The organism is Micromonospora sp. FIMYZ51 (assembly GCF_038246755.1).
Lineage (GTDB): Bacteria > Actinomycetota > Actinomycetes > Mycobacteriales > Micromonosporaceae > Micromonospora.
Genome location: NZ_CP134706.1, coordinates 1159003 through 1174619, shown reverse-complemented (window position 1 = coordinate 1174619; position 15617 = coordinate 1159003). Strand labels below are relative to the sequence as shown.

General features: G+C 69.9%; 11 protein-coding genes. 5 read left to right on the top strand and 6 right to left on the bottom strand.

The genetic code is table 11. From position 1 onward, the window contains the following. Positions 1-120: 120 nt before the first annotated feature. Both QQG74_RS05585 and fxsT read left to right on the top strand, forming a co-directional pair. Positions 121-1398, top strand: a complete 1278-nt coding sequence (locus QQG74_RS05585; protein WP_341719217.1) for a TIR-like protein FxsC — start codon at positions 121-123, stop codon at positions 1396-1398. After that, positions 1395-5453 carry an FxSxx-COOH system tetratricopeptide repeat protein gene (gene fxsT / locus QQG74_RS05580; protein WP_341719216.1) on the top strand — a complete coding sequence of 1353 codons (4059 nt, stop codon included), beginning with the start codon at positions 1395-1397 and terminating at the stop codon, positions 5451-5453. The genes QQG74_RS05585 and fxsT overlap by 4 nt, the downstream gene beginning before the upstream one ends. Here the strand turns inward: fxsT and QQG74_RS05575 are convergent. The 5 genes from QQG74_RS05575 to QQG74_RS05555 all read right to left on the bottom strand — a co-directional run bounded on the left by QQG74_RS05575 (position 5446) and on the right by QQG74_RS05555 (position 11066). Further along, positions 5446-7503 (bottom strand): HEXXH motif-containing putative peptide modification protein, encoded by a 2058-nt coding sequence (locus QQG74_RS05575; protein ID WP_341719215.1) that lies wholly within the window; start codon positions 7501-7503, stop codon positions 5446-5448. The two genes, fxsT and QQG74_RS05575, sit on opposite strands and share 8 nt — an antisense overlap. Next, the gene (locus tag QQG74_RS05570; protein ID WP_341719214.1) at positions 7500-8687 is read right to left on the bottom strand and encodes an FxsB family cyclophane-forming radical SAM/SPASM peptide maturase; all 1188 of its coding nucleotides are present in this window, start codon (positions 8685-8687) and stop codon (positions 7500-7502) included. The genes QQG74_RS05575 and QQG74_RS05570 overlap by 4 nt, the downstream gene beginning before the upstream one ends. Beyond that, a complete protein-coding gene (gene fxsA, locus QQG74_RS05565) occupies positions 8669-8839 on the bottom strand; it encodes an FxSxx-COOH cyclophane-containing RiPP peptide (protein ID WP_341719213.1) in 171 nt (56 codons plus the stop codon). Before fxsA ends, QQG74_RS05570 begins: the two co-directional genes overlap by 19 nt. Positions 8840-9089: 250 nt before the next feature. Further along, positions 9090-10058 carry an aldo/keto reductase gene (locus tag QQG74_RS05560; protein ID WP_341719212.1) on the bottom strand — a complete coding sequence of 323 codons (969 nt, stop codon included), beginning with the start codon at positions 10056-10058 and terminating at the stop codon, positions 9090-9092. Between the two features lie 48 nt (positions 10059-10106). Then, complete coding sequence (locus QQG74_RS05555) at positions 10107-11066, bottom strand: lytic polysaccharide monooxygenase (protein ID WP_341719211.1); 960 nt, start codon at positions 11064-11066, stop codon at positions 10107-10109. Between the two features lie 147 nt (positions 11067-11213). Between QQG74_RS05555 and QQG74_RS05550 the strand changes: the two genes are divergently transcribed. The 3 genes from QQG74_RS05550 to QQG74_RS05540 all read left to right on the top strand — a co-directional run bounded on the left by QQG74_RS05550 (position 11214) and on the right by QQG74_RS05540 (position 14742). Beyond that, positions 11214-12215, top strand: coding sequence for a 2-hydroxyacid dehydrogenase (locus QQG74_RS05550; protein ID WP_341719210.1), 1002 nt, complete (start codon positions 11214-11216; stop codon positions 12213-12215). A 1411-nt stretch (positions 12216-13626) separates the two neighbouring features. Continuing rightward, positions 13627-14334 carry a response regulator transcription factor gene (locus QQG74_RS05545; protein WP_341719209.1) on the top strand — a complete coding sequence of 236 codons (708 nt, stop codon included), beginning with the start codon at positions 13627-13629 and terminating at the stop codon, positions 14332-14334. A 60-nt stretch (positions 14335-14394) separates the two neighbouring features. After that, positions 14395-14742: a nuclear transport factor 2 family protein gene (locus QQG74_RS05540; RefSeq protein WP_341719208.1), complete on the top strand. Its 348-nt coding sequence runs from the start codon at positions 14395-14397 to the stop codon at positions 14740-14742. Between the two features lie 69 nt (positions 14743-14811). On the opposite strand, the gene QQG74_RS05535 is transcribed toward QQG74_RS05540, so the two are convergent. Then, positions 14812-15600 (bottom strand): alpha/beta fold hydrolase, encoded by a 789-nt coding sequence (locus tag QQG74_RS05535; protein ID WP_341719207.1) that lies wholly within the window; start codon positions 15598-15600, stop codon positions 14812-14814. Between the last annotated feature and the right edge of the window lie 17 nt (positions 15601-15617).

The following is a 15617-nucleotide window of genomic DNA, read 5'->3' as shown; positions in this document are numbered from 1 at the left end:
GTTCCCACACCTATACTCGCGGTGAAGCTCCCGCCGTCACGGCCAGCGCCATCCGGCCCGCCCCGGCGACTGCCACGACCCCAGCCATCCCATGGCCAGAGTCCCAGGCGCGGAGGTGCGGTGCTGTACTTCTTCCTCAGCTATGCGAGGGGCGACGAGGATGCCCTCGTCCAACGCTTCTACGAAGATCTCAGCGCAGACGTACGCCTGATCGCCGGGCTGCCCCGCGACAAGCAGGTGGGTTTCGTGGACCGGACGATGCTTGTCGGCGAGCGGTGGCCACAACGGCTGGTCGACGCGCTGGGCAGCTGCCGGTCCTTTCTCGCCCTGATGACCCCCCGCTACTTCCAGAGCAGGGTGTGCGGCCAGGAGTGGCAACTCTTCGCCGATCGCACCGCCCGCTTCGAGCAGCAGCGCCGGGTGGACGCCTCACTGCTCAAGCCGCTGATGTGGATTCCGGCCCAGCCCGGCCGGATTCACCCGGTGGCTCAACCTTTGCAGTACACCTCGGACAGCATGGGCGAGCTGTACCAGCGCCTCGGCATCCGGCAGCTGATGCGCCTGCAACGCCACAGCGACGACTACCGCACCTTCGTGTTCGAACTGGCAAACCAGATCGTGGCGAGCGTGGAGACCCATTCGCTGCCGGAGGAGCGTCGCCAGATCGACCTCCAGGCCGTGCGGAACGCCTTCGAGGATGCTCCGGCACCGACTCCCGGCACACCGGACCAGGCCACCGGCGCCACAAGCGCGATGCTTGTCCACTTCATCGTGGCGGCCACCAACCGGGAGGAGATGCGCGGCATCCGGCAGGACGTCACGGTCTACGGCGACGACCCCTTGCAGTGGGCGCCGTACCGGCCCCCGATGCCCGAACCGCTTGTCGACTACGCCCGGGAAATCGCCGCCGATCACAGCTACCGCTCCACCGTGCTCGATGTGGACCGCCTGGAGCACGGCGTCGACCTGGCCGCCCGCTACAACCAGATCCTGGTGTTGATCGTCGACGCCTGGCTCACCCGCCTGCCGGACCGCCGGCAGGCCCTGATCGAGCACGCCTCGGCGGCGCTTGGCAACCAGCGCGCCGCCACCGCGGTCCTGATCCCCAGCAGCCGGGACGACCCGGAGACCCGGGAGCACTGGCAGTCGCTCTCCCGGGGCTGCCGGGAGATCTTCGACGATTTCGCCTCGGACGACGAGCTGTACCGATCAAACATCATCACCCACCGCGCCTTCGAGGAGATGCTGCCGGAGGTGTTGGAGGTGGCCCGGAACCGGGTGTTCAGCCGAGGGACGGTACGCCGCCCGCCCGACCGGTGGACCGACACCGCACCACCCCGGCTCGACGGCCCGTGGGCCGGCGTAGGCGACGAGCCCGCATCGGAAGGACCGCCGTGACGATCACTGACCTGCGCGAGGCGAACACCGGCGGCCAGGGCCGGATCATCACGTTCTACTCGTACAAGGGCGGGACCGGGCGCACCATGGCGCTGGCGAACGTGGCCTGGATCCTCGCCGCGAACGGTTACCGGGTGCTCGCCGTGGACTGGGACCTGGAATCCCCGGGCCTGCACAAGTACTTTCACCCGTTCCTGCTCGACAAGGACCTGCGCACCTCGCGCGGGGTGATCGACATGGCCCGGGACTTCGCCGAGGCGGCGGTACGCCCGGTCGACCAGACCGAGGACCCGGACTGGATCGCCACCGCCGCAGACGTGCTGCGACATGCGGTCTCACTGGAGTGGCGCTTCCCGCTGCCCACCCGGGACGTGACCGGTGGCGCCCGGCCGCTGCGGCCCGGCTATCTGGACCTGCTGCCGGCCGGTCGCCAGGACCCGGCGTACACGAAGGCGGTGAGCACCTTCGACTGGCAGGCGTTCTTCGAGAAGCTCGGCGGCAACAGCTTCCTGGACGCGCTTGCCGCCAGCATGCGGGACAACTACGACTACGTGCTGATCGACAGCCGTACCGGGGTCAGCGACGGCGCCGGCATCTGCACGGTACGGCTGCCCGACACGGTCGTCACCTCCTTCACCCTCAACGAGCAGAGCATCGACGGCGCCGCTGCGGTGGCCCGGTCGATCGTCCGGCAGCGCGGCGACCGGCCGGTGCGGATCCTGCCGGTCCCGATGCGGATCGACAACGCCGAGCAGCGCAAGCTGGAGGCCGGGCGGGACCAGGCGCGGCGCCGGTTCACCCCACTGCTGCCCCGGCTCTCTGCCGAGGAGAGCGACCGGTACTGGGGCGAGATCGAGATCCCCTACCAGGCCTACTACGCCTACGAGGAGATCCTCGCCACCTTCGGCGAGCGAGCCCACCAGGAGGCCACGCTGCTGGCCGCGTACGAGCGGCTGACCCGCGCCATCACCGACGGCGCCGTCGAGGAACTGCCACCGATGGACGATCGGCTCCGCCGCAAGTGGCAGGCCAAGTTCGAACGGCAGCGGCTCGCCGACAGCGCGCCGGACGTCTTCGTCAGTTACGCGGCGCTGGACCGCGTCTGGGCGGAGTGGATCTGCGAGGAACTGGACGCGATCGGGCTTCAGACGATCATGCGGGAGGTGGACTTTCCCGCTCACCCGGCCGCCAGCGACCCGGCCACCGTCGGTTTCAAGGACGCCGCCCGGCTCATCGTGCTGCTCTCCCAGGAGTACATGCAGTCGCCGAACGCGGTCGAGTTGTGGACCCAGGCCACCACCCACGACCCCAGCACCGGCACCAGCTACCTGGTGCCGGTCCGGCTGGACCACTCCCGCGCCCCCGGCCTGTTCCTGGAACGCATCCCGGTCGATCTGGCGGGAGTCAACGAGCAGGAGGCGACGGACCGGCTGCTGGAGGCCCTGGGGCACCCCGCCCGGCCGGCGACCGAGCTACCGGACCGGCACCGACGCCGCCGGTTCCCGGGCAACGAGCCGCCGCTCTGGCGGGTGCCGCTGCCGCGCAACATCCAGTTCGTCGGGCGCAGTCAGTTGCTGGAGGAGATGCGCGACTGGCTCTCCAGCGCCGAGGCGGGGCACGGGCCGCTGGCGCTGCACGGCCTCGGCGGCGTCGGCAAGAGCCAGATCGCGCTGGAGTACGCCTACCGGTTCCGCCCCGAGTACGACATCGTCTGGTGGATCTCGGCGCAGCAACCGAGCGTCCTGCGCCTGGCCCTGGGCGCGCTCGCCGACCGGCTGGCGGCGGAACTGGACGCGCCACTGAGCGGCAGCGTCAGCGATCGGGTCCAGTGGGTGCTCGACGTGCTGCGCCGCGGCGTACCGTACCGGCGCTGGCTGCTCATTCTCGACAACGCCGACGAGCCGACGGAGCTGACGGAGCTGCTCCCGCAGGGGCCCGGGCACGTGCTGATCACCACCCGCAACCACGCCTGGACGCGGTACGCCCGCACGTTCGAGGTGGCCGCCTTCCAACGCGCGGAGAGCCTCGCCCTGCTCGGCCGCCGGGCCCGGCATCTGGCCGACGAGGACGCCGAACTGATCGCCCGCCGGCTGGGTGACCTGCCGCTCGCCATCGAACAGGCGGGCACCTGGCTGGCCACCACCGGCGAGTCGCCCGAGCAGTACCTCACCCGGGTCCGGCGGTACCTGCCGGAGATGCTGGCCGAGGAGCTTCCCGCCGACTACCAGCAGACCGGTGCCGAGTCCTGGCTGGTCTCGTTGGACAGTCTGCGTGAGCGCAACCCGGCGGCGGCGAAGCTGCTGGAGGTCTGCGCCTTCTTCGCCAGCGAACCGATCCCGATGTCGCTGATCAACGGGGACCGGTTCATCAACGCCCTGCTCCCCTACGACCCGTCGCTGCGCGACCCGCTGCTGATGGGGCGGGCACTGCGCGACGTCGGCCGGTACGCGCTGGCCCGCATCGACAGCGTCCGGGGTGGCGGCCGGGGCCGGGGGCGGGGGCCGGAACGCTCCGACGAGGCCGGCCAGACCAGCCTGCGGATGCACCCGCTGGTGCAGGAGCTGATCCGGGAGTCGCTTTCCGACGAGGAGAAAGACGAGAACCGCCGGCACGTGCACGCCATTCTGGCGGGGGCCAATCCAAAGGATCCCGACCAGCCCGAGAACTGGCCGGTCTACGCGGAACTGTGGCCGCATCTGCTGCCGTCGCGGACCCTCAACTCCGACCAGCCCGAGGTACGGCAACTGCTGCTCGACGTGGCCCGCTACATGTGGATCCGGGTCGACTACGCCACCTGCGCCGAGCTGGCCGAGCAGGCCATCGAGCTGTGGCAGATGCGGCACGGCCCGGACGACCCGCAGGCGCTGATGATGCGCTTCCACCTGGCGAACGCGCTGCGGCTGGAGGCCCGCTACCAGGCCGCGCACGACATCGACCGGGACGTCTACGACCGGCTCGCCCGCACCCTCGGGCACGACCACGAGTACACCGTGATCGTGGCCGGCAGCCTCGCCGCCGACCTGCGTGCGCTCGGGTTCTTCGAGCGTGCCCGGGAGTTGGACACCCGGACCGAGGCGCTGGCCCGGGACGTCTTCGGCGAGGACCATCCCCGGGCCCTGATCGCGACGCACAACCTGGCCATCTCGCTACGCCTGGTCGGCGACCTGCGGGGTGCGCTGCTCCGCGACGCGCGCACCCTGGACCGGCGCCGGGAGACACTCGGGCCGATGCATCCCTTCACCCTCTTCTCCGCCGGCGAGTACGGTCGCGACCTGCGCGACACCGGCGATCTCGTCAAGTCGCGCCAGGTGCTGGAGACGGCGGTGGATGCGCATCGGCGGGTGCTCGGCGAGGAGGACGGCGAAACCCTTCGGGCGCTGAAGAACTACGCGGTGACCCTGCGCAAGCTCGGCGAGTTGGAGCGGGCGCACACGTTGAGCACGGACGTGCTGTTGCGCTCCCGCCGACGGTACGGCCAGGATCATCCCGACGTGCAGGCCAGCGCGATGAACCTGGCCTGCGACGAGTCGGCCCTCGGTGACGACGCGGCGGCGCTGCGTCGGGCCCGGCCGGTTTACCAGTGGTACCGGGACCACATGGGCGAGGACCACCTGTTCACCCTCGCCTACGCCAACAACGTGGCGATCTTCCTGCGCAAGGTGGGCAAGACGGAGGCCGCCTTCGAGCTCTCCGACCAGGTGGTCGCCCGGTTCACCGAGCGGGTCGGCGCGGACCATCCGTACACCCTGGCGGCCAACATCAACCTGGCGAACTGCTGGTTCGGCCGCGGCGAGTTCGCCGCCGCCCTGACCAGCGACCAGGAGGCGTACGAGCGCAGCCGACGCATCCTCGGGCCGGCTCACCCGGACACCCTGGCGGTGGCGAACAACCTGGCCACCAGCCTCAGCGTCACCGGGGACCACCGGGGTGCCCGCGCGCTACGGGACCAGGTCATGCCGCTGTTCCGTCGGGTGCTCGGTGAGGAGCATCCGAACACCATCGCCCTCGTCGAGGCGAACCGGCTCAACTGCGATCTGGAACCGCCACCTACCTGATCCCCGCCGGCCGGACCGTCACCTCCGGATCCGCCCGCCCAGGTGCCGCCTGCGGCTGGCCGGGGTCCGGCCCGTCGACGCAGACGCAGGTGACCGGGGCCAGCCAGCGGGACAGGTCGAGCGGATCCGCCGCCGCGCCGGCCTCGGCCAGCGCCCGCAGGACCGCTCGGCACAACTCCGGATCGGCCCGCACCGCCGCCTCGGCGGTCGGCAGCCGCCCGTCGGCGAGGGCCAGCCCGACCCAGGCCGCCACCTGGTCCGGTTCATGCCGCAGCCGCCGCTGGTACCAGGACCGGGCGGCCAGGTTGTCACCGGCGGCCAGGGCCAGATCACCGGCGGAGGCCGCCGGAAGCACGTCGGCGAGACGTTCGGCGCCGGTACGCAGCCGGTCGAACCGCTCCGGGTCGGCCAGCCGCAGCCGGACCAGGTCCAGCCGGGGACTGCGACTCAGCCACCGCCCGTCGGCCGGCCGTACCCGCACCGGAACGCTGATCGCCGGACAGCTGGCACCGGCGCGCCATGCCTCGACGAGCCGGGTCACCAGCCGTGGTTCCGGCCGCCGGTTGCGCAACCGCCACACCGTCCAGTGGTCCTCGGCGGCCTCGCGGGCAAGCGCTGCTGCCTCCGGCGGCACCGGGTCACCGCGCCAGCCGTCGATCACCGTCCGCAGCCCCGCGACGAACCGCCGACCGGCCGGGGTGAGCCGTCCGTGTGACTCGACGTCGGCGCAGGTTCGTCCGACCCGGTCCCGCCAGCGGGCGAATTCCACCTCGGCGAGTCGGGCCCGGCCGGCCGCGACCGCCGTCCGCCGGGTACGCCAGAACTCGGTCACCGCGATGAAGGCGTACACCCCTTGCAGGGCGGCGCCGAGCGGCCGGGGGTCGTCCCGCCAGGGCGCGTAGTAGTAGCGCTTGTCGTCGGGGTGGTAGAAGGGCTCGATGTCGATGGCGGCGCCGAGCTTCGCGTGCTGGAACTCGTGCAGCAGGCCGAGGGCGAGCGCCTGGCCGTCCGCCGGTGGGGTCATCGAGACCGCACCGAAGGCGTCCATGCTTGTCACGTTCACTCCGGCGCTTGCCGAGTCGGCCTGGAGCGGCACGATCGTCCGCAGCCCTTCGGCGATCGCCTCGGCATGCCGCCGGTGGTGGCGTACCAGGATCGGCCATGCCTCGTCGAGCATCCGTTGCCACCGACCGACCTGTGCCGGGTCCAGCCGGCCGGTGGCGCAGAGCCGATGACAGTCCCGGTACGGGTCGAGGTCGTCGAGGCAGAGCCGGAGGGTGAGGCCCTCGGCCCGGCTGCGCAGCCGGTGCAGCCCGACCCAGCCCGGCGACTCACCTGCCACGCCGGCCAACTCGCCGCCGATCGGCGGCACCGCCGAGGCGATGGGCGGCAGCTCGACCTGACCCACTCGGGTCCGGTCCCCGGAGCGGGACACCGTGACCGGGCCGGGCCCGCCGACCCGGGCCCGACCGAGCGAGGGCAGGAAGACCTCGCCGTCGTGCGCCGGCACGGTCAGCTCGAACTCCAGGCCGGCGCGGATCGCTGCCGCCGCGGCCAGCGCGCCGAGGTAACCCGGATCGGCCATGACCGCTGCGGACCGCCCCGCCAGGCCCGCCGTGGTCCGGCCGGATGCTCCGGCCGGTCCGGGCTCCGGACCAGCAGTGGTCCTTTCCGATGGTGCGGCCGATCCGCGCTCCGGACCCGCCGTGGTGCTCTCCGACGGGGCGGCCGGTGCGGGCACCTGGTGCGCCGTGGTGCCTTCGGCTGGCGTGGCCTGCCGCAGCCGGCGCAGCGTGACGGTCAGCCAGGCGCCGGTGTGCGGCAGGGCCAGCATCGCCGGACCGATCGCCGGAGCTCGCCGCACCGCTGCGGTGAGCAGCGCGAAGCACGGGCCGGTCTCGGCCGGATCGGTCAGGTCCAGCACGGCCCGTAGCTGGAGCATCCGCTTGCTGAGCTGCCCGGCGCGCAGTGTCCGGACGAGTCCGGCACCCCCCGCTCCGGCGGCGAGCAGGTCGACCTCGGCCGGGCTCAGTCGGTGGTAGCGGCTCACCGCCCGCCGCTCCGCAGCCCGACCAGATCGGCCCGGAGACGGCCCGCCACATGCTCGATGAGCAGCCGAAGGTCGGGACAGTAGACGGACGGATTGCGGAAGCTGCCGGCCCGATAGCGGTGCGGATAGTTGCCGCCCCCGCAGACCCGGTGCACCGGGCAGGCCCGGCAACTCGGGGCCAGCGCCGCCACGCCGGCCTGCCGGACGGCCACGGCCGGGTGGCGCAGCACGTCGTCGAAGGAGTGCGCGAAGACCGTCAGGTCGGTGTCGACCGCGCCCGGATAGCTGGAGCGTAGGGTGTCGACCTGTTCGTAGCCGCCGTCGGTGTTGACCACCACGGCGGCGACCGGGCTCAACCCCACCGACTCGGTCCGGCTCTGCCCGCCGAGCAACAGGTTGAGCACTTCCTCGAAGAGGCGGACCCGGGTCGCCCGCACGGGCGCGTCGTACCACGCATCGAAGGCGTCGGAGAGCCACCTGCCGTACCCGCCCCGGCGCGGTGGCGTGTCCCAGTTCGCGTGCGGAAGCAGGAAATCCACAATCGGTGGGCGGTGCGCCAACAGTGCCTGGTACGTCCGCCGCGGATCGGCGTCGACGTCGACCACACAGAGGATGCCCGCGTACGCCTCGGGTCGCCCGGCCAGCAGCCGCAGCGCCCGGTCGACGGCGTCGAAGCTGCCGCGCCCGGAGGCGTACTTCCGGTGCCGGTCGTTGGTGCTCCGGTCGCCGTCCAGGCTGACCCCGATCAGCACGCCCGCCTCGGCCAGTACGGTCAGGGCACGCTCGGTCAGCAGGGTGCCGTTGGTCTGGACGCTGATCCGGGCTGCGGTGGGACTGACGGCGGCCCGCAGCCGCTTGGCCATCCGGGCCAGTGCCGGCGCACCGGCCAGCAACGGTTCACCACCGTGCAGCACGATCCGTACGGCAGCCAAATCGTGCCCGTGGACGTGCTCGGCCAGGCGGCGACAGACGTGGTCGAAGATGTCGGGCGACATCAGCGGCGGGTCGGTGCGGGCACTGCGGTCGGCCAGTTCGTACATGTAGCAGTAGTCGCAGGACAGGTTGCACCTGCTGTGCACCTTGAGGATGAACTCGGAGAAGGGCACCGGCCGCGCCGGGGCCGGTCGGTGCGCCACCGCCTGCCCACGCCCGTCGCCCGGCACGGTCACATCGCCGAGTTCCACCCGGCGACCGCGTCCTGCGGGCGGTCGATCTCCTCAAGAACCCGGCGCAGCGAGAAGGCAAATGCCGACTGGTCAAGCTCCGGCAGATCGGCCAGGCTCACGTCGCTGAGGTCCGCGAGAACCCCCAGTGAGCCGTCTTCGGTCGTATCCATAGTGATCCGTCCACCCGCGAGGAAAACTCGCGCCCGAATGAGAAATGACTTGTGCGAGAGCCGCCGGACCGGGGCCCGCCCCTACCGCCGAGCCCACCGACGAACCGGGCCATCGTATCGGCATAACGCCCCCGCGCGGGAACCCGGGAGGTCATCCGGTTCAACGCTTCCGGCGCCGCCGTGGACATCGTCCGTCGCCTCTCCGACACCGGCAATCCGGCGTCCGGCCGAGTCGGTCCGGCCCGCGAGGTCATCGCCCGGTGCGGGCCCGGATCAGCTTCGGCACCGCGGCCAGCCCGGTGACCGGGCGGACCGCCCGCGCCGCGTTCACCAGCGCGGCGTACTCGTCCTCGGTCAGGTCGATCTCTGCGGCGGCGGCGTTCCGCTCCATCTGCTCAACGCTTGACGCACCCGGAATGGCCACCACGTTCGGGTGGTGCAGCACGTACGCCAGGGCGATCTGGCTCGGCGTGGCATCGTGTGCGGCGGCCACCTGGCGCAGCGTCTCGATCAGTGCGGCGCCCCGGGCCAGGTTCTCCGGCAGGAAGTACGGGTTGGCCCGGCGGATCGCGCCCGTCGGCGGGTGGTGCGCGTCGTACCGCCCGGAGAGGAAGCCCTGGGCCAGCGGGCTGTACGCGATGACCAACCGGCCAGCCTGCTCCGCGTACGGCAGCAGGTCCTCCTCCGGCTTACGGTCGAGCAGGCTGTAGCGGACCTGGTTGCTCAGCACCCGCCGGCCCAGCGCAGCCTCGGCGACCTGCCAGCGACGCAGGCTGTAGTTGCTGACCCCGACCTCACCGACCAGGCCGATGTCCTGCAACACGCGCATCCCGCGCATCGTGGTGCTGTCGGCGACAAGCGGATTGTGCTGGTGCAGCTGATAGAGGTCGATGCTGGTGACGCCGAGCCGGGCCGCCGAGGCGACCGCCCGCTGCTGCACCACCGCCGCGACCGGCAGCACCGGAAGGATCTTCGTGGCGACGACCACCTTGTCCCGGTGCGGTGCCAGCGCGGCGCCCAGGATCCGCTCGCTGCGGCCGAGGCCGTAGATCTCGGCGGTGTCGAACACGGTGACGCCCAGCTCGACGGCGCGCCGGACGATGTCCGTCGCCAACCGTTCGTAATCCTGGCCGTAACCCCACTCGCGCGAGCCGAACTGCCAGGTGCCGAGGCCGATCTTGGACATTGGCTTCGGAGTGTCGAGCCGCACGTAACGCATGACACCGACGCTACCTCTCGCCGCGCTCGACCGCTGCGCTGTCGCCCGTTACCAGGTACGGGGGTTGGCCCGGTGGTTGCGTACCGTGCAGGGTCGGCCGGGCGGTGGCCCGCTGCGGGACCCGCGTAGCCACCTGCCGACCAGCATCATCAGCAGTACGCCGAGTGCGCCGCCGGCGTACAGCGGCCAGCGCCGGCCGTCCAGGGCGGTCACCGAGGCCACCGGCACGTTGCTCGCCACCCCTGCCGCCACCTCGACGCCGGTCGCCGCGTCACCGCCCGCCGCTGCCTCGCCGCCCCCCGATGCCTCGCCGCCCGGTGCTACCTGGTCGTCCTCGGGCTGACTGGCCGGCGGCGCCACGTCGGCCGGTTCCTCGATCGTCTCGCCCGGGGAGAGCACGTTCACGTCGGAGCAGGAATAGTAGGTGTCGGCGCTGTCGGAGGTCTGCCAGATCGTGTAGATGACGTGCCGGCCGGTCCGGTCGGCCGGCAACCGCCCGGACATCTGGTACGCCCCGTCACGGATCGGTGGGTCGGTGACCCGCAGGAACGGCACGGTCTCCAGGTCCGCCCAGGTCAGTTTGCTGTTCGGGGTGTAGCCGGCGCGAGTGACGTAGAGCCGGAAGGTGCCCTTGTGCGGGATCGTGGTCCGGTAGCGGACCGCCAACTCGGCACCCGCCGTCAGCCGCGTGGTGGGCCAGTCGGTACGCGGCAGATCCAGCCCCCGGTACGCGGAGAGGCCACCGCTGCACAGCTCGTCGTCCGGGATCCGCTCCCGATCCCGGCCGTTGACCCCGTACACCCGGATGTTGTCCCACTCGCGCAGCGCGGCACCCGCGCTGAGCGCGGCCCGGCAGGCCGGCGTGTCCACGTGCTCGCCATCCGGCGCACAGGCCGCCGACCGGCTGACGGGGTACGTGGGTGCACCGTGCGCGAAGGCGGGCAGCGCGCCGGTCGTCGTCGCGCCGGCAGCGGCCAGCAGGACGAGAAGGACTCGACGTACGGTCATGATTGTGGCGACCTCCCGCGCAGCAGTACGGACGACAACGGCAAACAGTTCGATGTGGGGGGTCGAGTCGCCAGCCATCGGGTGACGGGCCGATGGACCCTGGCCGGGTCCACCGAATCATTCGTACGGTGACAGTGGAGGTGCACGATGCGCGTGTCAGTGTTCAGCACCAAGCCGTACGACCGGAGCTTCCTCACTGCTGCCAACGAGTCGGGCGAGCATGATCTGGTCTTCCTGGAGCCCCGGCTCACGCCGCAGACCGCGCGACTGGCGGAGGGAAGCGACGCGGTCTGCGCCTTCGTCAACGACGATCTGAGCGCACCGGTGCTCGACCAGCTCGCCGAGGTCGGCGTCAAGGTGGTCGCACTGCGCGCCGCCGGCTTCAACAACGTCGACGTGGCCGCTGCCCGGCGGCTCAACCTGACCGTGGTACGCGTGCCGGAGTATTCGCCGCACGCCGTCGCCGAACACACCGTCGGCTTGATCCTCGCCCTCAATCGCCGGATCCACCGCGCCTACAACCGGGTACGCGAACACAACTTCGCCCTGACCGGCCTGCTCGGTTTCGACCTGCACGGCCGGACCGTCGGCATCGTCGGCACCGGGCGGATCGGCGTCTGCGTCGCCCAGATCATGCGCGGCTTCGGTTGCCGGGTGCTCGCCAGCGACCCGCAGCACAACGACGCGGCGACCGCGGCCGGGGCCGAGTACGTCCCACTGGAGCGCCTGCTCGCCGAGTCGGACATCGTCACCCTGCACTGCCCGCTCACTCCGGACACCCGCCACCTGATCGACAACGACCGGATCAAACTGCTCCGCGAGGGCGTGATGCTGATCAACACCGGCCGGGGTTCGCTTGTGGACACCCGGGCCGTGATCGACGGGCTGAAGAGCGGCCAGATCGGCTACCTCGGCCTCGACGTGTACGAGGAGGAGACCGACCTGTTCTTCGAGGACCTGTCCGACCGGGTCCTCGGTGACGACGAGTTCGCCCGACTCACCACGTTCCCCAACGTGCTGATCACCGGGCATCAGGCGTTCTTCACCTCGGACGGGCTGCACAGCATCGCCACCACCACGGTCGCCAACCTGGCCGCCGTCGAGCGGGCCGGCCCCGACGGCGTCACCGGCCCGAACCGGGTCTGCTGACCAGCCCCTGAGCCCAGCCGAGGATCCTGGGGTTCGCTGGTCCCGCCGGACCACGGGATTCACCGGTCGTCCGGCCGCACCCGGCGTACCGGCGGCGGTCGACTTGTCGACCCGGGCCGGCGCCGGGGCGGCGACCGCGCTCAGGATCGTGTCGGCCAGGGCGGCCAGCGGCCCGGCGACCAGGCGGGTCGCTGCGGTCAGGTGACGATTCATCGCTTCCCTTTCCGAAAGGGACTGGTCCGCAGAGTGCACCAGTTCGGGGCCGGTACCGATGGCTTCTCAGCCGCCGCGCGGACCAAATCGATATGAATCTCAGACCGCTCCGGAGATTCGACCAAATGACCCAGGATGGGGTAGCCGACTTCGCGCCGCCCGATTTCGTCGCCAAGCGACGCCCAGTTCGGTCACCCATGGAGACCAGGGCACCAACACCCGTTCACCATCAACCCTGCGACCAACAATTCGTGGGCCGGATATCCCGAAGGCAAGCGGGTGCGCTCCGGAGAATGGAGTTGCGACAAGACCTTGCTCGGTGACTCATCCTGCGACGATTGACAGTGTCGGGCCATGCGGCGCTGACCCCGGTTCAGTATCCGCTCACGCACTGCGGCCTGGATCTCGCGACGCAACTGAACGAAGATCACCGTCCGCATGGCCAACGCGCCGAGGTGACAGTCGACAATGATGGAATGCCGCAGGCGTACCGAACACCAGGTCGACGCAGCAGCGCGACACCGGTGATTGGCCCCGGCCGAGCAGCCGAACCGTTCGCCACTCGCCAGCGACCAGGGTCAGCAGGTAGGGCGCACGACCACTGCGGCACCGCACCGTCGTGCTCGCCGCCAGCCAGGGTGCTCGTGCCCTTCTGCACCCCGGAAGTTGACGTGCCTCAATCCGCGGGCGAACAGGGTCGGCCCGCCGATCATCGGCAGCCCAGGGCGCGGGAGACGTCCCGGCTGGGCGGTCAGGTGTACGCCAGACTCGGCATCGCCGGATCCGGATGATAGCAGCACCGACACAATGATCAGAAGTCTAATTCTGGAACCACCGTAGACGGCCGTCTACGACCTTCTGCGCAGTTACCCATAGCCCCGCCGGCAACCCCTGGGAAGAGACTTTACTTCCCGTTGCGCTCACCGCATTATGACTTTGGAGGCGAGGCTCGCGATTTCGCGCCCGCCTGCGGGCCACCCCCGTCGACCCTTTTGGAGATCGCGTGGCGGATTCATTGACAGGATTGATCGTGACTGCCGACGGTCGGTACCGGCGCACCCATTCAGCGCATCCGCCTCTCAGGTTGGCCGGGCCAGCGTACTGACCTCCCGGTATGTGTGACTCGTCCTGCACCTGCGCAGCCAGAAGGGAGCGGGAAGCCGCTCCGCATGTTGATCTACACGGGGACGGAGAACCTGTGATCCAGAAAGGCACAAAGACGATCCCATCCGACCATGAGATGACCATCAAGCCGGACCCGACCGAAGTACGTTCAAGCACAGGTGCACCGATAACCGTGGTGATCGTGGACGAGCAGGGGCTGTTTCGGGAAGGACTGGCCAACCTGCTGGAGACAGAGCCCGACATACGGGTGCTCGCCAAGGCGGCCGTGGGAAATGAGGCCGTGGGAATAGTGCGGCACTACAGACCCGACGTGCTCCTCGTGGGCACCGACGCGGCGAGTCCGACCGCCGTCGAGGATCTCCGCGCTCTCCTCAACGCCGCGCCGTTGTCGAAAATAGTCATACTCGCCACCCGCGACGATCCTCGCCGAGTCAAGCACCTATTATCATCGGGCGCGGACGCCTACATACTCAAAAGCACCACCCTAGAGGAACTGGTGACCACAATAAGAGTGATAGACCGAAATCGCGACAGAATTGTCCTGTCAGTTTCACGGCAAACCATGAACCGTTTGAGGGCAGGCAGCGATCCGATGCTCTCTGACCGCGAGATCGAAGTCCTGACCCTCGTCTCCGACGGATTACGCAACTCGGAGATAGCCAGCAAGCTGTTCATCGCCGAGGGCACCGTCAAGCGCCATTTGACCAACATATACGCCAAGTTGGGTGCCACCTCGCGCACGGATGCGGTCCGCCGCGCCGCCAAGGCCGGCCTCGCCTGACATCCGGGGCCACCACTGAGCTCGTCGATCCGAGTTGACAGAACGAGGTGCAGGATACGCATGGCAGATACGCTGATATCGCGGATGTTCCACCAGATCGACCAAGCCGACTGGACGGAACTGGCCACGTGCTTCCATCCGGAGGTGATCTACGAACGGCCGGGTTATGAGCCATTGGTCGGCCTGGACCGGCTCATGCGGTTCTACCGTGACGAACGCGCCATCGTTGAGTCCCACCACACACTCGACGAGGTTCTGCGGGTAGCGGAAAGCGGCGCGGCGTGGGGTCAGGTGGTCGGTAGGCTCGTCACTGGAGTCGCGTTCGACCTCCAGTTCGCCGAGATCTACCGCTTCACCGACGGGCTAGTCGCGGTTCGCCGCTCATATTTCTTCACGCCTGCGGTCTGAGTTCCACAAAGGCGGTACGCGACATCGGGTTGCACGTCTACAAGATCGCCTGTGGACAGGTCTCCTGGATCAGCGTTCGCGGGCCGACAGTTCACAGATCAGGCTGGCGACCATAGGGAGGTTGGCGGGCGCGAGGAGGTTGTAGTGTCCGCCGGGAATCGCCACCACGGTCGGGTCCACTTCCAACAACCTACGCCAGCCGAGCACCACATCCTCGCGCAGAGCGCCACGGATGATAAGACTGGGCGTGGCGATCGGCGTCGCCGGAGCGTAGCTGACCAAGGCCCGCCGGTGGCGCCGATAGGTGTTGAGCCGGCTCAGCAGAAATTCCTTCTCCAACGCCTCGCCAGCGCTTCGCAACGCCTCCGCCAACACCCGCATCGCCGCCTCGTCATCGCCATCGAGCCGCTGCGGAGCGCGATCGACCGGCAGTCCGAGGGAAGACCACAGCATCCCGACGAACTCGAGATTCATGCGCGCCCGGTCGGGCATCGTGCCGCTGGTGCCGGGCGGTGGGGTGTCCAACAGCACCAACGGTGGCGGCGGGCGGCGGGCGGCGGCCAGGAGTCGTGCTACCTGAAACGCGACCAGGCCGCCAAGTGACCATCCGCCGAGGAGGTCAGGCAGGTACGAGCGGCCAAGTAGCTCGCGGAGGTAGGTGCCGGCCAACCACTCGACCGAATCGCCCTGGCCCGTGTCGTCGGAGGCCGTGACGGTCCACCCCTGTGGTAGTGCAGCGGCCAAGCCCTGATAGGCAACGATGCCACCGCCACCCGGGTGCACCAGGTGCAGATGAGGTGAGCCGCCGGATCGCAGGACGTGCAGGCCACCGATCCCGTTCAGCGAGTGTCCGTACATGCCTCCCGCTCTCACCA